At 70.7% G+C, this 18,799-nt stretch carries 18 protein-coding genes; 5 read left to right on the forward strand and 13 right to left on the reverse strand.

The genetic code is table 11. The features are described 5' to 3' along the window. Positions 1–39: 39 nt before the first annotated feature. Positions 40–582: a DapH/DapD/GlmU-related protein gene (locus tag NOO62_RS03865; protein ID WP_268769473.1), complete on the forward strand. Its 543-nt coding sequence runs from the start codon at positions 40–42 to the stop codon at positions 580–582. A 108-nt stretch (positions 583–690) separates the two neighbouring features. Here the strand turns inward: NOO62_RS03865 and NOO62_RS03870 are convergent, their stop codons facing one another. Continuing rightward, on the reverse strand, positions 691–1,377 hold the full coding sequence (locus tag NOO62_RS03870) for a TetR/AcrR family transcriptional regulator (RefSeq protein WP_268769474.1): 687 nt from the start codon (positions 1,375–1,377) through the stop codon (positions 691–693). Positions 1,378–1,431: 54 nt separating this feature from the next. Here NOO62_RS03870 and NOO62_RS03875 point away from each other — a divergent pair, with 54 nt between their 5' ends. Continuing rightward, on the forward strand, positions 1,432–2,835 hold the full coding sequence (locus tag NOO62_RS03875; RefSeq protein ID WP_268769475.1) for an MFS transporter: 1,404 nt from the start codon (positions 1,432–1,434) through the stop codon (positions 2,833–2,835). Continuing rightward, positions 2,832–4,028 carry an FAD-dependent monooxygenase gene (locus NOO62_RS03880; protein ID WP_268769476.1) on the forward strand — a complete coding sequence of 399 codons (1,197 nt, stop codon included), beginning with the start codon at positions 2,832–2,834 and terminating at the stop codon, positions 4,026–4,028. Before NOO62_RS03875 ends, NOO62_RS03880 begins: the two co-directional genes overlap by 4 nt. On the opposite strand, the gene NOO62_RS03885 is transcribed toward NOO62_RS03880, so the two are convergent. Beyond that, positions 4,000–5,025 carry a fatty acid desaturase family protein gene (locus tag NOO62_RS03885; protein ID WP_268769477.1) on the reverse strand — a complete coding sequence of 342 codons (1,026 nt, stop codon included), beginning with the start codon at positions 5,023–5,025 and terminating at the stop codon, positions 4,000–4,002. The genes NOO62_RS03880 and NOO62_RS03885 overlap by 29 nt on opposite strands. Before the next feature lie 215 nt (positions 5,026–5,240). Between NOO62_RS03885 and NOO62_RS03890 the strand changes: the two genes are divergently transcribed. Then, positions 5,241–5,618, forward strand: a complete 378-nt coding sequence (locus NOO62_RS03890) for an ectoine synthase (protein ID WP_268769478.1) — start codon at positions 5,241–5,243, stop codon at positions 5,616–5,618. 39 nt (positions 5,619–5,657) lie between these two features. Continuing rightward, positions 5,658–7,001, forward strand: a complete 1,344-nt coding sequence (locus NOO62_RS03895; protein WP_268769479.1) for a hypothetical protein — start codon at positions 5,658–5,660, stop codon at positions 6,999–7,001. 83 nt (positions 7,002–7,084) lie between these two features. On the opposite strand, the gene NOO62_RS03900 is transcribed toward NOO62_RS03895, so the two are convergent. From NOO62_RS03900 to NOO62_RS03950, 11 genes are all read right to left on the reverse strand, one after another. Further along, a complete protein-coding gene (locus tag NOO62_RS03900) occupies positions 7,085–7,426 on the reverse strand; it encodes an acyl carrier protein (RefSeq protein ID WP_268769480.1) in 342 nt (113 codons plus the stop codon). Positions 7,427–7,494: 68 nt separating this feature from the next. Continuing rightward, complete coding sequence (locus NOO62_RS03905) at positions 7,495–8,541, reverse strand: alcohol dehydrogenase family protein (RefSeq protein WP_268769481.1); 1,047 nt, start codon at positions 8,539–8,541, stop codon at positions 7,495–7,497. Beyond that, a complete protein-coding gene (locus NOO62_RS03910) occupies positions 8,538–9,860 on the reverse strand; it encodes a condensation domain-containing protein (RefSeq protein ID WP_268769482.1) in 1,323 nt (440 codons plus the stop codon). Before NOO62_RS03910 ends, NOO62_RS03905 begins: the two co-directional genes overlap by 4 nt. After that, positions 9,857–10,663 carry a class I SAM-dependent methyltransferase gene (locus tag NOO62_RS03915; RefSeq protein WP_268769483.1) on the reverse strand — a complete coding sequence of 269 codons (807 nt, stop codon included), beginning with the start codon at positions 10,661–10,663 and terminating at the stop codon, positions 9,857–9,859. The genes NOO62_RS03910 and NOO62_RS03915 overlap by 4 nt, the downstream gene beginning before the upstream one ends. Beyond that, the gene (locus tag NOO62_RS03920) at positions 10,660–11,586 is read right to left on the reverse strand and encodes an amidohydrolase family protein (RefSeq protein WP_268769484.1); all 927 of its coding nucleotides are present in this window, start codon (positions 11,584–11,586) and stop codon (positions 10,660–10,662) included. Before NOO62_RS03920 ends, NOO62_RS03915 begins: the two co-directional genes overlap by 4 nt. After that, entirely contained in the window at positions 11,583–13,484 is a 1,902-nt protein-coding gene (locus NOO62_RS03925; RefSeq protein WP_268769485.1) for a beta-galactosidase trimerization domain-containing protein, read from the reverse strand. Before NOO62_RS03925 ends, NOO62_RS03920 begins: the two co-directional genes overlap by 4 nt. Continuing rightward, positions 13,466–14,617 (reverse strand): DegT/DnrJ/EryC1/StrS family aminotransferase, encoded by a 1,152-nt coding sequence (locus NOO62_RS03930; RefSeq protein WP_268769486.1) that lies wholly within the window; start codon positions 14,615–14,617, stop codon positions 13,466–13,468. The genes NOO62_RS03925 and NOO62_RS03930 overlap by 19 nt, the downstream gene beginning before the upstream one ends. Next, entirely contained in the window at positions 14,614–15,378 is a 765-nt protein-coding gene (locus tag NOO62_RS03935) for a sugar phosphate nucleotidyltransferase (protein ID WP_268769487.1), read from the reverse strand. The genes NOO62_RS03930 and NOO62_RS03935 overlap by 4 nt, the downstream gene beginning before the upstream one ends. Then, positions 15,375–16,457: a glycosyltransferase family 4 protein gene (locus NOO62_RS03940; RefSeq protein WP_268769488.1), complete on the reverse strand. Its 1,083-nt coding sequence runs from the start codon at positions 16,455–16,457 to the stop codon at positions 15,375–15,377. The genes NOO62_RS03935 and NOO62_RS03940 overlap by 4 nt, the downstream gene beginning before the upstream one ends. After that, a complete protein-coding gene (locus NOO62_RS03945; protein ID WP_268769489.1) occupies positions 16,454–17,446 on the reverse strand; it encodes an NAD-dependent epimerase/dehydratase family protein in 993 nt (330 codons plus the stop codon). Before NOO62_RS03945 ends, NOO62_RS03940 begins: the two co-directional genes overlap by 4 nt. Beyond that, positions 17,439–18,743: a nucleotide sugar dehydrogenase gene (locus NOO62_RS03950; protein ID WP_268769490.1), complete on the reverse strand. Its 1,305-nt coding sequence runs from the start codon at positions 18,741–18,743 to the stop codon at positions 17,439–17,441. The genes NOO62_RS03945 and NOO62_RS03950 overlap by 8 nt, the downstream gene beginning before the upstream one ends. Positions 18,744–18,799: the final 56 nt, after the last annotated feature.

Raw genomic sequence — 18,799 nt, forward strand, 5'->3', positions numbered from 1 at the left:
CTCGGAGGGCCTTGTGCCCTGCCCTCGTGAGGAGTCCTCATGCCCGATCAGAACCGTCTCTACATCCACACCCCCGAATGGGCGCGTGTCGCCGAGCGCATCGAGTACGTCACCGCGCTCACCTCACGGCTCAACGTGCTGCCCTTTGACGACAAGGATGGGCGTGCCGCTCTGCTGTCCGACATCATCGGCAGGCCGCTGCCCGCTTCCGTCACCGTCTATCCGCCCTTCTACACGGATCACGGGCTCCGCATCGAGTTCGGCGAGCACGTCTTCGTCAACCAGTCCTGCACCTTCTACGACCAGGGCGGGATTCGGCTGGGCGACGGCGTGCTGATCGGACCGAAGACCAACCTGATCTCCTCCGATCACCCGATCCGCGCGTCCGAGCGGCCCGAGTTCATCACGCGGGCGCCCATCACCATCGGCGCCGGTGCGTGGCTCGGCGCCGGGGTGACGGTGCTGCCCGGTGTGACCATCGGAGCCGGTGCCGTGGTCGGCGCCGGGACCGTGGTCAGCAAAGATGTTCCTGCGCACACCCTGGTGACCGGGCCCGCGGCGTTCGAGCGCAAGACCTGGTGAGTTGAGCCGCGGGAAGGACGAGAGGGAGAAGACGAAAGCGGGAAGCGCCGGTGGCGGCGAGGGGGTCCTCGCCGCCACCGGCGCTTCCCGCTCTCCCCACACCCACACCTACGCCGCCCGGTAAGCCCGCAGGAACGTCCGTACTCCCTCGACCACCAGCGGCCTGACCCGCGTGTCCTGCGCCGCGTTCGCGGAACCCAGCCTGTCCAGCGCGACGCCGAAGGTCAGCGCGATGAACTGGTCGGCCGCGAGCCGGGAGTCGGGGACGTGCAGGAGTCCGGCCGCGGCGAGCGCGGCGAGCCGTTCGGCGAGCGCCTCGTCGGGGGTGTCGGCCATGGTGTTGTAGCCCCGGTGCGGCAAGTGGCCGGATTCCGCGCGGACCAGGCGTTGCAGCGTCGCGTACTCCGCCGAGCCGAGCATGTCCGTCGAGATCCGCATCGAGAACGTGACCAGCGCGCCTTCGAGGTCGGCGGGCCCGGTGAGGCCGCCGAGGTCGGTGAGGGTCTCGTCGAGGGTGCGGCGGATCGTGGTGATCATCGACTCGCCGATCGCGTCGACGACGGCCTGGAGCAGCGTCTGTTTGTCGCCGAAGTAGTCGTAGACCGTCCGCTTGGACACCTCGGCCCGGGCGGCGACCGCGTCGACGCTGGAGCGGTCGAAGCCGTCGGCGAGGAACAGTTCACGGGCCGCCGAGAGGATCGCGGCCCGCTTCTGGGCGGACCCCTCGCGCAGGGTTTTCGTGGGCGAGGTTCTCGTGTTCGGTGTCTTGGGCGTCGGCGTCTTCGTCGTCGGCATGGACCCATCGTAGCCACTCCCCAAACTACACTGCACGGTGTAGTGTAGCTCCGCATGACTGCAACAACGACACTCGCTCCCCCACTTCACATCGGGAAAGCCGCCGTCGGGGCCCTCGGCATGCTGGCCGTCGCCACCGGAGCCCTGGAATCAGTGGTCACACCGACGCTCCCCCTCCTGCAACGCGAACTCGGCATCAGCCGCGCCGAAGGGGCGTTACTCAGCGTCGTGCTGCTCATCACCGGCGCGCTCGTCACCCCGGTCGCGGGCAAGTTCGGTGATCGCTACGGCGGAAAACGGGTCCTCGTACGGCTGATGGCCGTCGTCGTCACCGGCGGTCTCGTCTCCTCGCTCGCGCCGAACCTGCCCGTGCTGCTGCTCGGCCAGGTGCTGCAAGGGGCGATGGTGGGCGCGCTGCCGCTGTCGTTCATCCTGGTGCGCGAACACCTCCCCGCCGGGGAGTCGAAGGTGGCCATCGGGGTGGTCAGCGGGCTCTTCGTGGCGGGCGGCATGGCGGGAACGCTGTCGGCCGGGCCCGTGGCGGAAGGGCTGTCCCGGCACTGGATGTTCGCCCTGCCGACCATCGCGGTCGCCGTCGCCACGGTCCTGTTGCACATGCTGATGCCGGGGGACGCACCGCGCCGGTCGGCCGACTCGGGGGTCGACTGGCCCGGACTGTTCCTGCTGAGCGGAACGCTGGTGACGCTCATGCTCGTCCTCGCGCTGGCGCCCGAGATCGGCTCACAGCCCCTCGTCCTGTGCGTCCTCGTCCTAGTGCTCGCCGGCTTCGTGACCGCGTGGGTCGCCGTCGAGCGTCGTGCCGCATCGCCCATGGTCGATCTGCGCATGCTGGCGCGGCCCGCGGTCTGGAAGTCGTGCGTGCTGACGTTCGTGATCTGCGCGGGCACCTCGGTGCCGGTCTATCTCCTCCCGCAGCTGTTCGAGGTCTCCTCCGGCACGTACGGCTTCGGGGCGAGCGCCACCGAGATCGGCTTCTATCTGCTGCCCGGAGCCGTGGCCGCGTCGATCGCCGGGCCGGTCAGCGGGATGGCAGCCCGGCGTCACGGCTCGCGTGCCGTGGTCACCACCGGGATCGTCCTCATGGTCGCCGCGCTGCTCGGCCTGTCGGCGGTGCACGGCGAGATCTGGCACCTCGTCCTGGGCAAGGTGCTGGTCGCGTTCGCCAACGGCCTGTGCGTCACGGCGATGGTGACCAGCACCGCCACCTCCGTCGATCGGGGTGACACCGGCATCGCCACGAGCCTGGTCCTGGTGACCCGCGTGCTCGGCTTCGCCGTGGGTGTGCAGGTCAGTGGCGCGATCCTCACCGCGGGCACCCCCGCGGGCGCGAACGACCCGGCCGAGTCCGCGTTCGTCATCGGCTTCGCCGTGGCCGCCGTCGTCACGGCGCTGTCCCTGCTCGTCACCCGCACCATGAGCAAAGGAGTCAAGGAATGAACCCCACTCGGATCCCCACCCAGACCCCCGCCCCGCCCGTTTCCCGCGTCCTGATCTCCGGTGCCAGCATCGCGGGGCCCGCCCTCGCGTACTGGCTGAACCGCTACGGATACGCCGTCACCGTGGTCGAGAAGGCGAGTGCGCTGCGCGGCGGCGGCTACCCCGTCGACATCCGCGGCACCGCACTGGAGGTCGTCCGCAGAATGGGCATCCTGCCGCAACTGCGCGACGTCCACATCGACTTGCGCCGGCTGACCTTCCTCGACGGAGACGGCACCGAGGTGGCCTCGGTCGACCCGCACCACCTCACCGGCGGCGTCGGTGGCGAGGATCTGGAGGTGCGGCGCGGGGATCTCACCGAGGCCCTCTACGGGGCGGTCCGTGGCGACGTGGAGTTCCTGTTCGACGACCGCATCGAGACCCTCGACCAGTCGGAACACGGGGTCGACGTCACGTTCCGCGGGGGCGGCAGCCGTACGTTCGACATGGTGTTCGGCGCGGACGGCGTGCACTCCCGTACCCGCGAGTTCCTGTTCGGGCCCGAGGAGCAGTTCCACCGCTACCTCGGTTACTGCTTCGCCGGCTTCACCCTGCGCAACTCCTTCGGGCTCACCGACGAGGTCACGATGTGGAACACCCCGGGCAGAGCCGCGGCGCTCTACGCCGCCGGGGACGGCGGCCACGTGCACGCCTTGCTCAACTTCGCCCACCCGGAGCCGCCGTTTCACGCGTTCAGGGACCCGCACGCGCAACGGGACCTGGTCGCCGGGGTGTTCGCCGACGCGGGGTGGGAGGTTCCCGGGATGCTCACCGCCCTGCGTGCCGCGGACGACCTGTTCTTCGACGTGGTCAGCCAGATCCGGCTGCCCCGCTGGTCGAGCGGCCGGGTCGCGCTGGTGGGCGACGCGGCGTACGCGCCCTCGTTCCTGACCGGTCAGGGGACGAGCCTCGCGCTCGTCGGCGCGTACATGCTCGCCCGTTCCCTGGTCGGCAGGGGCCACGCCGCCGGTTTCGCCGCGTACGAGCACGACACCCGCCCCTTCGTGACAGCCCATCAGGACCAGGTGGGCGAGGGCGACGCCGCGCTGTTCCCGACCACCGCCTCCGCCCTGGAGCGGCGCAACGCGATGTTGCGGAAGCTTGGCACCCCGCCGCGCTCTGCGCTCACTCGGCCTTGCGCAACGGGTAGATGAAGCTCGTCGCACGGCCCTCCTGCGGCACGAAGGCCTCGTCCTGTTCCTTCGCGCGGCCGCTGACGATGTCGGACAGCAGACGGATGTGGAAGCGGATGTAGGACGTTTCCGTGCAGGCGAGATGTGCGCGGACCTGCTTCGACACCTCGTGCAGGTGCCACGCCGGGACCCCGGGATAGAGGTGGTGCTCGGCGTGGTAGTTCGTGTTCCAGTTCAGGAAGCTGAACCACTTGCTCTTCGTGTAGACCGAATTCGTATTACGCCAGGGATTGTCGGAACGCTCCGCGTAATAGTGCTCGGGCATGATGGAGAAGTTGTTCAACACCCAGGCAATGCAGGTCGGCATGATGTACACGGTGAGCATCACCAGCGGCCAGAGAATGGTCAGGGCGACGACGACGGCGATCCACAGAAGCAGGATCCAGGTGTCGCGGCGAATGGCGGAGCGGGCCCGGTCGGTCGTGACGAAATAGGGGTAGCGGTTTCCCAGTGAGGCCACCGACATCCGCAGGAAACCGACGAAATAGTCGAAGTTGATCATAGCGGTCGCGTATTCCCGCAGCGTGGTGATGATGCCGTCGGGTTCCGGGTCGTCCGCGGTATGGGTGTTGCGGTGGTGGTGCATGTGGAACACCCGGTACAGCGCGCTGTTGACGAGGATGAACGTGCCGGCGATCTGTCCGGCGATCCGATTCCCGCGGTACGTGTTCATGAAGGTGCCGTGCGAGGCGCAGTGCAGCAGGTTGTGCAGCGAGGCGACCACGACGGCGGCAAGCACCCAGCCGAGCCCGATGGCCCACCAGGTGCCGATGACCAGGGCACCGGTCACGGGGACCGCGTACAGCACGGCGTGTATCGCGGAGCGGCGCAGTGCCTGCGCGCTGGACCGACGGGTGAGCGTGCGCAGTTCGGCCGAGGAGAAGAGGTCGTTGCGGTCGGGGTCGTTGCGGCCGGGGTCGTTGCGGTCGATGTGGACGTTCTCTTGTGACTGTGTCATTTCTGAACTCCGTGATGGTCGAGGCAACGCTCCCGCAAGCTACAGATTTCGATGCCGAAACAACACCCCCGCCCCACCGGGGGTGCGCCCGTGCGGGCGCACCGAAAGGCATAGCCAGGTGGCTATACCCGTACTTCCCGTGGAATACCGATGCCGCTTTCCATAGACTCGATACCCGACCCTGACGGAAATACTGACTCCTGGGCAGGTGTACCTTGCTGGTTCGCTCGGTTGAAGATGTCGTGGGAAGCGAATGCGACGTGAACTGGGGTAATGGAACGAGCCGGAGGCTGCTCGTTCAGGCCGATGAATTGGGTTTCGGCCTGACCGAGACGTACGTACAGCCGGGCAGCGAGTCGTATCTGCGGTACGACAACCACCAAGAGGTCTGCTACTGCGTGTCCGGCTCCGGTTCCGTGGAGACGGCCGACGGCCTGTTCGACATCAAGCCGGGGATGCTGTACGCCCCGGGTATGGGCGAGCCGCACGTGCTCCGCTCGGAGCACGGCATGACGCTGATGTGCGTCTTCTCGCCGGCCCTGCACGGGTCGGAGACGCATCTGCTCACACCGGGTGTGCCTTCGAGCTACTAGGGACCGGGCCTCAGTCGCACACAGGGAAGGCAGGAGAGCATGCCCGACACCATTGATCTGGTGGTCCCGAACGTCGTCGAGTTCAACCTGAAACGCGAACTGCTGGATTTCGACCCGGGTGTGGAGCACGACCTCGTCGAACACGGCACGGGATTCACCGATCAGTGTGTCTTCTGGAGCGCCGGCGACCGCGTGCTCGTGCTTCCGGCCGGCTACTCCGAGGAGTGGCTGACGCATGTGCACGCCGGTCTCGGCAGCTCCGTGCCTCCCGTCGTGTCCCCGCTGACGCGCACCGGCCGCCTGGTCCACGACCTGCTCAACGACGACCGCGCGCTGACCGCCCTGGCCGCCGCGACCAGCGGGGTACGGGAGGTGCGGCTGCTGTCCTTCGGCGCGTCGCCCGACCTGTACTCCCTGGCCTCGGTGCTCCGCAGCCAGGGGCGGGAGGTGCGGCTCGATGTCGCGGGACCGGAGCACTACTGGTCGTGCGAGTACCTGGAATCCAAGCTGTGCTGCGTCGACCTCGCGTCGCACGTTCCCGGGTTCCGGGTGCCGCGCGGCATCTCCGTCACCAGCTGGGAACAGCTCAAGGGCGCGGTCACGGCGATCGTGGGCAGCGGCGGCCGTGCCGTGGTCAAGAGCATGTACGGGGTGGGGGGTTACGGCTCCGCCGTCGCACAGGGCGACGCCGACGGCACCGTACGGCGCTTCTGGCAGACGCTGCGCCGCGAGCCGTTCTTCGGCACGTTCCCGCTCACCGTGCAGGACTACATCGCGCACGGCACCGGCTGCCCCGCCGTGGACGTCCTCGTCGACGAGGGCGCGGTGCCGCGGATGGAGTACAGCATGCTCGGAGTCGACGGGCTGCGGTACCGCAGTCTCGCGCTCGGCCCCGGGGTCCTCGACGCGGGCCTCGAGGCACGGCTCGCCGCGCTCGGCACGGCCGTCCACACGTTCGCGCAATCCCTCGGCTACCGGGGCTGGATGACGATCGACTGCCTCCACGGCCTCGACGACGCGCTCTACGTCACCGAGATCAACGCCCGGCGCTCGGGCGCCATGCATGCCGTGGCTCTCGCGGAGCGGTGGGCCGACGACCTGCCGGTCGCGTACGTCAACGACGCGCTGCCGCTGCGGCTCACGGGCTCGGCGTCGTACACGGAGCACATCCGTCCCGTCTTCGACGAGTTGTGGGCGCGCGGCGTCCGGGCCTTTCCGTCGACCGCCCGTGGGCTCACCGGGCACCGGCCCTCGCTGGGCATCGTCGTGTGCGCGAAGAGCGCGGAGGACGGTGAGCGCATCGCCACGGAGGCGCATCAGGCGGTCAACGCCGCCGTCGCCGCGACCAAGCCCGGTCTCAAGAGGGCGGCCGCGGTCGGCTGACTCCCCCGGCCTGACGTGCAGCCCGTGCACGCGAAGGGCGTCGGGCCGAGGCGATCGCCTCGGCCCGACGCCCTTCTTCCGGCTCACATGTGTGCGGTGTTCGCCGCGCTCGGTGTGCCGCAGCCCTTCTCCGCGAGGAATTCGGCCTGGGTCATCGGTGTGGCGTTCTCGAAGAGGCGGTTGAGGAGTTCGCCCTCCCACTCGACCGCTTCCACCTCGTCGATCCCGTACTCCGCCAGGATCCTGCCGATGGCTTGCAGGGCGAGCAGCGAGTAGCCGCCCATCTCGAAGAAGTCGCTGTGGTGGACGTCGACGGAGTCGGGGCTCACCTCCAGCACCTGCGCCCATATCCCGCGCACCACTTCCGCCGCCGCTTCCGCGTCGCCCGACGTGGACGGGAGTGGGGCGGCCAGGTTGTCCGTCACTGTTCCTCCAGGTGTCTTGATGTGCGGCTGATGTGCGGTTGCTGTGGTGGTCCGGAGCGGTGCCGCCCTCATGGGATGAGCACCACCTTGCTGGCCTCGCCGGAGTCGAAGAGCCGGAATCCCTCCGCGGCCTCCGACAGCGGCATCCGGTGCGAGATGAGGTAGGTGGGGTCGACACGGCCCCCGCGCACCAGGTTCATCAGCGGCTCGAAGTCGCCGACGGGGTCGCCGACCGCGAAGCGCAGCGTGACCTCTTTGGCGAACGCGAGCCGTGTCGGCATGGGCATGGTCTCGGAGGCGTGGGCGCCCACGGCGCAGACCACACCGCGCGGTCGTACGACGTTCAGTGCGGTCAGCAGCGAGGCGTCGGTGCCCACGGCCTCCAGGACGGCGTCGGCGCCGCGCCCCTCGGTGAGGTCGGCGACCTGCTGTTCGACGTCGGGCGTGGCCGGCACCGGGCACGCGCCGCGCTCGGCGGCGAGTTTCCGGCGGCTCTCCAGCGGGTCGACGGCGAGCACCCGGGCGGCGCCGAGGAGCCAGGCCGCCTCCAGGGCGAGCAGGCCCACGGGGCCGCAGCCGACCACCGCCACCGTGTCCCCGGGACGCACCCCGGCGCCCACGGCGCACGCGTATCCGGTGGCGAGGACGTCGCCGACGAAGAGCGCACGCTCGTCGCCGACGTCGTCGGGGATCGGGAACAGCACGGTGTCGGCGAACGGCACCCGCACGAACTCGGCGTGTCCGCCCGCGTAGGCCTGCTTGCCCACCACGGTCGCGTAGCCGAACAGGCCGACCCGGTCGCACTGGTAGTGCCAGCCGCGGCGGCAGGAACGGCAGTGCCCGCACGCGATGATGTCCGAGGCGACGACCCGGTCACCGGCGCGGAGGCCGCGTACCTCGGAGCCGACTTCCTCGATCACGCCGGTGAACTCGTGGCCGGTGACCGTTCCCGCCGGGAACCCGTCGATCTCACCGCGGTACGGGTGGAGGTCGGTGCCGCAGATCGCGCTGCGCACGACCCGGACGACGGCGTCCCGGGGTTCCTCGATACGGGGCATGGCGACGTCGTCCGCGACCTCCGCCCGGCGTGTGCCGTGCCATCGCAGCGCTCTCATGCGTCCTCCAGTTCACGGCAGCCGGTCTCGAGCTCCTCGTGCAGGTCGTCGAGCAGGCGTGCGGCGGCCTTGTCGTCGTACAGGCCGGGGTCGTGGACCAGCAGGACGCGCAGCGCGCCCGCGGCCTCGTAGAACCCGAGGTCCAGGGGGTACGCCGAGAAGGGGTCGTGGTTGATGAGTGTCGTGTCGAGGCCTTCGAGGGCGGGCGGGACCTCCGGCGTGGTCTGGAAGGAGACGCAGACGCTGATCACCGGCCGGAATCCGGGTCGCCACAGTCCGAGGGCGTGGGCCAGCCGCTCGAACGGCATGTCACGGTGGGTGTAAGCGCCGATGAGGTTCCGGCGGACCCGGTGCAGCAGGTCGCGGAAGTCCGCGTCCGCGGGCACTTGGGTCCGTACCGGCAGGAGGTTCACGAAGAGGCCGACGGCCTTCTCGAACTCGGCCCGGGTGCGGAAACCACCGCGCGTGCCGACGAGGATGTCGTCGGTGTCGACATGGCGGCGCAGCATGCGTTTGGAGGCGGCGAGCAGCAGCATGAAGAGGGAGACGTGCTCGCGCCGTGCGGCCGCCTGCAACCGTTCGTACAGGGGCTGGGGAACGGCCATCCACTGGGTGCGCGGGGGTTGTTCGGGCTCCGGCGGCGCGGCGGACGGTGGCTCGGGAGATGCCACGGCGAGCGGGGGCAGCCCGGACGCGCCCGCGAGGACCTCTTTCCAGTGGGCGAGTTGTTTCGCGCCGGCCGGTCCGCCGAGCCAGTCCCTCTGCCTGCGCGCGAAGTCCCCGTACTGGGTGGGCACGGGCGGCAGGGGTGAGCTGTGCCCGTGGAGGTGTGCGGTGTAGAGCTGCTCCAGTTCCCGCAGGATCACCACCCACCACGACCAGGCGTCGGAGACCAGGTGGTGCGAGGAGACGCGCACGATGTGCTCGCGCGGCCCGAGCCCGATCAGCGCCGCCCGCACCACGGGCCCGCGGACCAGGTCGAACGGGCGCCGCAGGTCCTCGGCGAGGAACTGCGCGGCGACCTGTTCGCGTTCCGCCTCGGGGAGCGCCGTGAGATCCGTCAGGGGCAGCGGCACCTCGGCGCGCGGGGACACGCGCTGGACGGGGACACCCGCCACGACGGGGAAGCGGGTGCGCAGCGCCTCGTGCCGGCCGACGACTTCCTCGATGGCCGCCCGCAGGGCCGCCGCGTCCAGCTCGCCGACGAGGCGGAAGGTGACGGCGTCGATGTAGCGGGTGTGTCCGGCGCGGCGTTCCAGGAACCACATGCCCTGCTGGGCGTAGGAAAGCGGAGCGTCCTCACCTGCGGCTGGGTTCACTTGACGCCCCACGTGAAGAGCCAGCGCCGGGGCACGCCGTTCAGCTCCAGTTGCTCGAAGGTGGTACGCACGCCCCGGATCAGCGCTTCGGAGCCGAGGGCGAGGTCGCTGATGCCGGTGGCGCCCTCCACGAACACCGAGTAAGCGCAGAGGGCCTCCCAGTCCTGGAGCGTCCAGGTGTACTCGGCCTCCTCGGACTTGGTCTGGGAGAACCCCGCGTCGGCGAGGAGGTCTTCGTGCTGTGGCGGGGTGAGCGTCTGCATCGCCACGGGCTTCTCTCGTGCGAGTACGAGGTCCGTGCCGCGGTCGCGCAGGACGGCGCGGGTGGCGCGCAGCCAGTGGGTGTAGAAGGGCCGGGTCTCGGGGAGTACGGCCCCTTCGTAGAAGAGGGTGTTCAGGGCGCAGCGTCCGCCCGGTGCGAGCAGGCGGTGGCAGCCCGCGAGCACGGCGCCGCGTTCGGCGGCCGGGATCTGGTGCATCACGTTGCTCAGGACGGCGACGTCCACGGGTCCTGTCAGGGACTCGACGTCCTGCGCGCGGCCCTGCACGAAGCTCACCTTGGGGTCGCTCAACCGGCGTCGCGCGATGGCCAGTTCGTGCTCGGAGGGGTCGATGCCGATGATGGCTCCGACGTGTGCGGAGCGCTCCAGGAGCAGTTCGGTGGCGAGGCCCGAGCCGCAGCCGACGTCGGCGACGACGCCGCCTGCCGGGGCTTCGCAGATGTCGACCAGGCGCTGGGTGACGTCGCCGTAGAGGGGGCGGCGCGACATCGCGTCGAACTCGTATCCGTGGACGAAGGTCATGACACCTCGAAACGTCGATTCGGGCGGGTCGGGCGGGGGGCCGGCGCGGCGTGGGGTGCGGTGGAGGCGAGCAGTCGCGCCGCCGTGCCTCCCATGAGGGCCTCGTACTCGCGCGGCGAGAGCGGGTCGCTGCCGGCCGGCCACGGCCCGGGGTCCCGGGCCAGTTCCGCCGTGCGGGCCACGGAGCCGGTCATGGACGCGAAGGGGAAGTCGGTGCCCCACAGGAGCCGGTCGAGGACGCCGCTGCCGCGGGCGTGGGCGAGGGCCTTGGCGACGATGGCGGGCGGCTGGTAGGAGCCGAAGATGGACAGGTCCGCGTACAGGTTGGCGTGCCGGGCGAGGAGTTCGACGCAGGGGCCGGTCCAGGGGGTGCCGAGGTGGGCGAGGATCACTTTCAGGCCGGGGAAGTCCTTGGCCACCTGTTCGACGAGGAGCGGGGAGAAGAACCGGGGGTCCGCTTGGCGGGAGGGCGTGTAGCCGGTGTGGATCAGGACCGGGATGTCCAGGTCGGCCGCGGTCTCGTACACGTCGTACCACCGGCGGTCGGCGGGTGACATGCGCAGGTAGCAGGGGGCCGTCTTGAGTCCGCGCAGGCCGAGGCCGGTGACGGCCTCGCGCAGGCGCTCGGCGGCGCCGGGGGTGCCCGCGTCGACGGAGGCGAAGCCGGTCAGGCGGTCGGGGTGGCGGGCGCACAGATCGGCGACGAACTCGTTGGGCACCGAGAACCCTTCGACGCGCCGCACGTCGAAGGCGAGCAGGAAGACGCGGTCGACGCCCGCGGCGTCCATCTCGGCGAGCAGCTTGTCCTCCGGCGCGGTGAGGTCCTCGGGCGCCAGGTCGGTGGTGGCCGTCATCTGCTCGGCGAAGCGGGCCGAGTAGTGGCGGTAGTACTCCCCCGCGTGTACGTGCGCGTCGATGATCACGGCTGCCGCCCCTCGGACAGCGCCGGGTCGTCGCCGTGCCAGAACAGCAGGCGTACGCCCTTGGGTTCGAGGCGCAGCAGCTTCTCGCTCTCCGGGGTGCCGTCCGCCGCGGGGCGCCGCAGGACCGTGTCCACCGGTTCGGGCGCGTGGTTGATGACCACGCCGCAGCGTTCGTCGCCGCGTCCGAGGACGGTGGTCTCCACCGACGGGTTGTCCGCGGTCAGCGGCGCGCGGACACCCGCGTCCTCGGCGACCGCCTCGTACAGCCGGTGCCAGTCGGCTTCCCGCAGCCGGTAGGGGGCGTTGAGCTGTGCTTCGAGGGGGGCGTTGAGGTAGTGGACGCTGCCGTCGCCGAGTCGGTGGCGGGTCAGGGCGGGCGAGCCGTCGGCGAACGCGGCCAAGGTCTCGGCGCCCGCCGTGTCGATCACCGGGATCGGTTCCGCGTCCCAGTGCAGCGGGAAGCGCACGCCCGCCCAGGTGAACTCGGCGTGGGTGTCGTCGGCCCGCGTGAAGTCCCGTACGCGGACGCCGAACAGTTCCTCGTCGCCGGCGGCGTCCAACAGGCTGCCGGTGGAGTACAGCAGCACTCCCCCGGAGGTGACGTACCGGGCCAGGCGGCGGCGGTCGGGCAGCGACAGCCGGCGCGCGGAGGGGACGATCACCAGCGCGTGCCGCGCCAGCTCCGTGTCGCGGCCCGTGAACTCGTAGGGCAGGTGCGCCTGTTGGAGGAGCAGGTGGGCGTAGAAGGCGGCGGGGGCGTCGCTGCCCGAGGGCGTCAGGTATCCGGCTTCCTCCTGCTCGTCGGAGTCGGGGACGAAGACGCCCACCGGGGCGGGCAGCGGCCTGAACCCGGCGAGTTCACCGCTCACGCGCCGGGCGAACGCTTGGTATTCGGCGAGGGCGGGCTTCTCGCCGCCGTCCGCGTCGAGGAGACCCACGCGCCGTTCGTTGGGCCGCAGCGCGTACGGCTTGCGTTCGGTGGTGAAGTCCTGCCAGCACCAGACGGCCGTGCCGACCGCGCCTGCCGCGAACGCGGAGTGGGTCGCCGCCCGCAGGTACTGCGCGGCCGTGGTGTCGTCGCAGCCGTAGCTGCCCAGCTCGTCGACGTACACGGGCCGGTGGGCGCTGCCGCGCCGCACCAGGTAGGGCAGGAAGGCGGTGGCCTTGCGGGCCGCGACGGACTCGATGTGGAACGGCGTCCACACCGGGAAGCCGTGCAGCCCCACCATGTCGAGGCTCTCCGCGTGCTCCGGGCGGAAGGCGTGGCCGCCGAGGACCGCGGAGGGCTCGTTGGCCTGGAGCACCAGGGCGTCCGGGTCGGCGTCGCGGATCGCCGACGCCAGCATCCCCCACCACGCGCGCACCTCCTCGGGGCCGAGGGCGGCGGACGACCTGGAGTCGACGTGGATCACCTCGTCGCCCAGGTCGTAGGCGAGGATGTTCGGCTCGTCCCGCAGCTCGGCGGCGATGTGGTGGACGAAGGCGCGCTGCCGCTCACGCAGGTCCGCGTCGCGCCACAGGTCACGGCCGTCGCGCCACGGCAGGTCGAACCGCTGGCCGTTCATCCAGATCGTCAGGAGCGAGGGGAGGCACAGGAGGCCGTGCCGCCCGGCGGTGCGGACCAGATCCCGCAGCCGGTCCGTCGTCGCGGAGTCGTAGACGCCTTCCTTGGGTTCGAAGTCGGCCCAGAAGACGAAGAAGCGGACGGTGTTCAGGCCCTCCGCGGCCATTCGCCGGAAGTCGTCGTCGATGCGGTCGCCGTCCCACTCACGCCAGTAGTCGCACCCCGTCGGCGAGGGATGGTAGTTGACGCCGACGCTGACGAACGGGTGCCCGTCGCGGTGGAGGGCCCCGTCGGTGAACGTGACGCGCCCGCCGTTCACGATGTCTCCGGCCATGCGGCGCTCACCGCCTCGACGACCTGCCGCACCTCGTCCTTGCCGATGCCGGGGTGCAGCGGCAGGGAGAGCTGACGTGCCATCACGTCCTCGGTGACGGGGAGCCGGCACGGTCCTCCCCTGCTGCGCCGCTGGTAGGCGGAGAACAGGTGGGTGGGCGGATAGTGCACGCCGCTCTGGATCCGGGCGGCGCGCAGCCGGTCCTGGAGCGCGTCGCGGTCGGTGCCCGCCGGCAGCACCACCACGAACAGGTGGTGGGCGCTCTCCTCCACCGGCCGGTCGGCGTAGGGCACCGTGATGCCGGGCAGCGACGCCAGCTGCTCGCGGTACAGCGCGACCGCTTCCTGTCGGCGGACCTGCCCCGCGGGCAGCGCTTCGAGTTGTACGCGGCCGATGGCGCAACCGATCTCCGTTGGACGGTAGTTGAGGCCCAGGGTGTCGACGTCGTACAGGGACGACCCGCCGTGGTGGCGCTGCTGGGCGCTGACGGTCAGGGCGTGCGAGCGCAGCCGCCGGATGCGGTCGGCGACGGCGGGGTCGCGGGCGACGACCATGCCGCCCTCCCCCATGGCCAGGTTCTTCGTGGCGAAGAAGCTGAAGCAGCCGATGTCGCCGACCGTGCCGAGCATGCCGTGGGCCGAGTCCGTGACGGGGGCGTGGGCGCAGTCCTCGATGAGGGCGAGGCCGTGCGTGCGGGCCAGGCGGGCGAGGGCGGTCAGGTCGGCGGGTTGGCCGCCGTAGTGCATGGTGACGATCGCGCGGGTGCGCGGGGTGATCCTGCGGGCGGCGTCCTCGGGGTCGATGGACAGGTCGTGCGGGCCCTTGACGTCGGCGAAGACCGGGGTGGCGCCGGACAGGGCGACGGTCGCGGCGGCCGACACGAAGTTCAGCGAGGGCAGGACGACCTCGTCGCCCGGACCGAGGTCCAGGCCAAGGACGGCCAGGTGCAGGGCGGCGGTGCCGCTGCTGACGGCGACCGCGGACCCGACGCCGAGCGCGGCCGCGAACCTGCCCTCGAAGTCCTCGGTGACCGGCCCGGACGACAGCCATCCGGAGCGCAGGACCTGGGTGACCGCCTCGATCTCGGCCTGCCCGATCTGCGGGCGGTACAGCGTGATGTCGAACGCCGTCATCCGGACACCACCTCCTCGAAGGCGCCGGTGCCCGCGCCGAGGACCGCCGCGGCGCCGCGGCCCAGGTAGCGGGCGCGGTCGTTGCGCAAGGCCGCGGCGGCCCGGTTCAGCTGCTCGGGCGTGCCGATGTCGTGCCAGTCCCCTTCGATGACATGGCCCTCGACACGCTCGCCCTCGGCCCGCGCGCGGTCGAGGAGGGCGGGCATGTCGTCCCGGACGCGGGGCGTGAGCAGCCGCAGCAGGGACGGTTCGAGTACGTAGATGCCCCCGTTGACCAGGAAGCTCAGGCGCGGCTTCTCCTGGAAGTCGGTCACCCGGCGGTCGTCGTCGAGTTCCACCACGCCGTGCGCGATGTCGATGTACTGACGGGTGAGCGCGACGGTGGCGGCTGCCCGGGACTTCTTGTGGCGTGCCATCAGGTCGGCGAAGTCGATGTCGGTGAGCAGGTCCGCGTTCATCACGAGCGTGGAGTCCTCGAAAGGCGGCAGCAGCGCGAGCGGGCCCGCCGTGCCCAGTGGCTCCTCCTCCAGGAAGAAGTCCAGTTCGAGGCCGGCCCAGCGGTTCCCGCCGAAGCTCGCCTCGATCATGTGGGCCTGGTGGCCGAGCGAGAGCGACACGTGGGTGAAACCGGCACTCCGCAGCTGCGCCAGGATGATGTGCAGGATCGGTGTGCCGTCGATGGGTACGAGGGGTTTGGGGATGGTCAGGGTGTGCGGCCGTAACCGCCGGCCCACACCTCCGGCCAGTACCACTGCTCTCATCGGGCCTTCTCCGTTTGCTTCCGGGCGGCGGTCAGCGTGCGGTAGACGGTGTGGACCCGGTCGGCGACCGCGTCCCAGCCGAGTTCACGGCGCACCTTGTCGCGGCCGTGCTCTCCCATGGCGCGGCGTTCGGACGGGTCGGCGAGGAGCCGGTTGACCGCGTCGGCGACGGTTTGCGGGGTGGGGCGGACGAGCAGGCCGTCCCGTCCGTGGGCGATGATCTCCCCGCTGCCGAGGAACGTGGACGCGACGACGGGTTTGCCGCAGGCCCACGCCTCCACGTACACGAGCGGGAAGAGGTCGACGGTGGAGGGCACGCACAGCAGCTCGCAGGCGGCGAGGGCGCTGTGCTTGACGTCCTCGTCGACCATGCCGAGCTCGATGACGCGGGGTCCCGCGTACCGGGCGAAGTGTTCGGCGCAGTCGTCGTCCCAGCGCGGGCCCAGGAACACGAAGGACGTGTCGGGGTGGTCCCGCCAGATGTGCTCGGTGGCCTCCAGGAGCGTGACGTAGCCCTTGGAGCGCGTCTTGCGTCCGAGGAAGAGCACCATCGGCCCTTCGATGCCGTGTGCGCGGCGGAACCCTTCGGGGTCGGGGGTGCCGGGCAGATGCGGTCCCTGGCCGATGATGTGCAGCCTGCGTCCGTCGACGCCCGCGTCACGGAGCATGTCGCGCTCCGCCTCGGACAAGGCGAAGACGGCGTCCGCGTTCCTGCATCCGTTCAGTACGGTCTCGCGGTCGGGCCAGACGTCGGGGGCGGAGGCCGGGGTGACGGCGAACGGCACGTTCCAGGCGTGGGCGAGGTCGAGGCCTGCCGCGATGTCCTGCGGGTGGAACGCGTCGATGGCGTGGACCAGGTCGGCCCGGTCCGTGTCGTCGGGCGTGGCGGGCAGCGGCTGGATGCTCACGCCGGAGCTGCGCATGAACGCCGCGGTGTCCTCGTCGACGGGGTTCGAGTACACCCCGGCCTCCCAGCCGAGGCGGCTCATCGACGCCGCGAGGTACTGCGTCATCAGTTCGGCTCCGGCGCGCGCCGGGAAGTAGCCGCGGTGGACGTACCGTACGCGCACGTCGCTCACGCTCCGCTTCCGCGGGCCGCGGCGGCCCTGGGGTGCCGGGCGTACCACTCGCAGGTGCGGCGCAGCCCCTCGCTGAGCGGTACCGCCGGGCTGTATCCGGTCAGTTCGCGCAGCCGGGCGATGTCGGGGAGGCGGCGGGCCGGGGACAGCGGGGGCGCCGGGTGGACGTCGAGGACCGGGTGGCGGTCCAGGGCGTCGAAGACGTGCCGGGCCAGATCCCTGATGAGGATCTCCTCCTGGTCGTTGCCGACGTTGACCAGCAGCGGTTCCTTGGTGGGCAGGGCGGTCAGCGCGACGATGGCGTCGACCGCGTCGTCGACGTAGCAGAACGCGCGTGTCTGGTCGGCGCCGTGGATCGCGAAGGGGTCGGCGCCGCCGAGGAGCCGCTCGACGAACTGCGGGATCACGTGGTCGTACCCCATGCGCGGCCCGTAGACGTTGTGGAAGCGCACCATGCGCAGGGCGAAGCCGTGGGTGCGGGCGTACGTGCGGCACAGCAGCTCGCCGGTGATCTTGCTGAAGCCGTACGAGGAGCGGGGCACCGTCAGGTCGGGGACCATCAGCGGCACGTCCTCGTCCGTGGGGACGGACGCGATGCCGGCCTCGACGCTGCCCGCGTAGGCCTCGCTGGAGGAGGCGAAGCAGAGGGTGGCGCCGGTCAGTCCCGAGAACCAGTCGAGGAGGTGGACGGTGGTGAGCAGGTTGGTGCGCAGCACCCGCCGCGGGTTGTCGTTGGACTCGGCGACGCCGACGACGGCGGCCAGGTGGTACACCTCGGCGTAGTCGTCGCCGAGCAGCCCGTCGGGCACCGGGGTGGTCAGGTCGTGCTCGACGAGCTCCACGGTGCCGAGGAGTGCGGAGAGCTCCGCGTCGGACCGGCCCCTGCTGAAGTCGTCGAGCAGCGTGACGTCGCAGGTGGCGGCGGCACGGCGGGCCAGGTGCAGGCCGATGAAGCCCGCTCCTCCGGTGATCAGGATCTTCTTACGCACGGCCGAGCCTCATCGCCTTCGTCGTGGGCGGGAGGACCCGCCAGGTGTCGTAGACCAGCGCAGGGTCCGCCATGCGCGCCACCAGGTCGGCGGCGTCGACGTCGCCGTAGCGCACGTGGTCGTTCAGGAGGATCGCCGCGTGCGCTCCGGTGAAGCCCTCGGTGAGGTCGACGGGCCGGACGCCGAGCGACTCGATGCGGGCCGTCGGCACCACGAAGTCGTGGCCGACGATCTCCTTGACCCGGCCCTTGAGGAACGGCAGCAGCCGCTCGTAGGGCGCTCCGCGCAGGTCGTCGGTCTCGGGTCGGCCCTTGTAGGCGAACCCGGAGATCAGGATCCTGGCGTCGGCGGGGTCGATGCCCTGTTCCGACAGAGCGGCCAGAACGCGTTCGCCGACCCTGCGGGGCATGGACTCGTTGAGCGTGCGGGCGGCGGTGATCACCTGCGGGACGTGGTCGTACGCCGCGACCGAGTGCGCGAGCAGGTACGGGTCCTTGGTGAGGCAACTGCCGCCGACGAAGCCGGGCTTGTGGAGGTTGGGCCTCGGATAGTCGAGGTTGGCGGAGTCGATGACCTCCCGCGCGTCAAGACCCAGCTTCTCGGTGATGAGCGCGACCTCGTTGCCGAAGCCGTAGATCAGGTCGGTGTGGCAGTTGCACACCAACTTGACGAGTTCGGCTGCCTCCAGTGAGGAGACGGGTACGACCTGGTCGGAGAGCGTGCCGAAGAACTCGGCGGCCCGCTTGCCCGCGTCGTCGCTGAGTCCGCCGACGATCTGCGGCAGCGAGAGGATCTCCGCCAGCGCCTGGCCCTGAATGGTGCGCTCCGGGCAGTACGCGATCAGGGGCTCGGGGATCCGCTCGCTCAGGACGGGCAGCACGAGGCTCCGTGAAGTACCGACCGGCACGGTGCTGCGCACGATGACGAGGGTGGTCTCGTCGATGCCTCCCGCGATCGCCTCGGTGGCGGCCCGCAGGTGGCTGAGGTCGGGGGCGGTGCCGCCGGTCTCGATCGGTGTGCCGACGCAGATGATGACGACGGGCGGCAGCTTCTGCCCGCGCACGTCGGTGGTGACACCGAAGGCACCGCTCGCGGCCGCGCCCCTGATCTCCTCCTCGACGCCGGGTTCGGCCAATTCGAGTACGCCCTCGGCGAGTTCGGCCGCCACCTTCGGGTTGGTCTCGTAGCCGAGCACGCTTCTGCCGGTGGTCAGCAGCGCGGCGGTGAGGGTGACGCCGACATAGCCCTGCCCGACGACGCACACGTCGTAGTCCTCGTACGGCCTGGTCGATGGCATTGACATAGCTCCCTGGAGGTGCGGTTCATGCGGTCACGACTTCAGGTCTTCCGGTC

This window comes from Streptomyces sp. Je 1-369 (assembly GCF_026810505.1).
Lineage (GTDB): Bacteria > Actinomycetota > Actinomycetes > Streptomycetales > Streptomycetaceae > Streptomyces.

Coding starts and splice junctions, on each gene's coding strand:
- NOO62_RS03865 (WP_268769473.1), top strand. CDS start 40: ATGCCCGATCAGAACCGTCTCTACATCCACACCCCCGAATGGGCGCGT.
- NOO62_RS03880 (WP_268769476.1), top strand. CDS start 2,832: ATGAACCCCACTCGGATCCCCACCCAGACCCCCGCCCCGCCCGTTTCC.
- NOO62_RS03870 (WP_268769474.1), bottom strand. CDS start 1,377: ATGCCGACGACGAAGACGCCGACGCCCAAGACACCGAACACGAGAACC.
- NOO62_RS03885 (WP_268769477.1), bottom strand. CDS start 5,025: ATGACACAGTCACAAGAGAACGTCCACATCGACCGCAACGACCCCGGC.
- NOO62_RS03915 (WP_268769483.1), bottom strand. CDS start 10,663: ATGACCTTCGTCCACGGATACGAGTTCGACGCGATGTCGCGCCGCCCC.
- NOO62_RS03875 (WP_268769475.1), top strand. CDS start 1,432: ATGACTGCAACAACGACACTCGCTCCCCCACTTCACATCGGGAAAGCC.
- NOO62_RS03935 (WP_268769487.1), bottom strand. CDS start 15,378: ATGAGAGCAGTGGTACTGGCCGGAGGTGTGGGCCGGCGGTTACGGCCG.
- NOO62_RS03895 (WP_268769479.1), top strand. CDS start 5,658: ATGCCCGACACCATTGATCTGGTGGTCCCGAACGTCGTCGAGTTCAAC.
- NOO62_RS03925 (WP_268769485.1), bottom strand. CDS start 13,484: ATGGCCGGAGACATCGTGAACGGCGGGCGCGTCACGTTCACCGACGGG.
- NOO62_RS03905 (WP_268769481.1), bottom strand. CDS start 8,541: ATGAGAGCGCTGCGATGGCACGGCACACGCCGGGCGGAGGTCGCGGAC.
- NOO62_RS03950 (WP_268769490.1), bottom strand. CDS start 18,743: ATGCCATCGACCAGGCCGTACGAGGACTACGACGTGTGCGTCGTCGGG.
- NOO62_RS03930 (WP_268769486.1), bottom strand. CDS start 14,617: ATGACGGCGTTCGACATCACGCTGTACCGCCCGCAGATCGGGCAGGCC.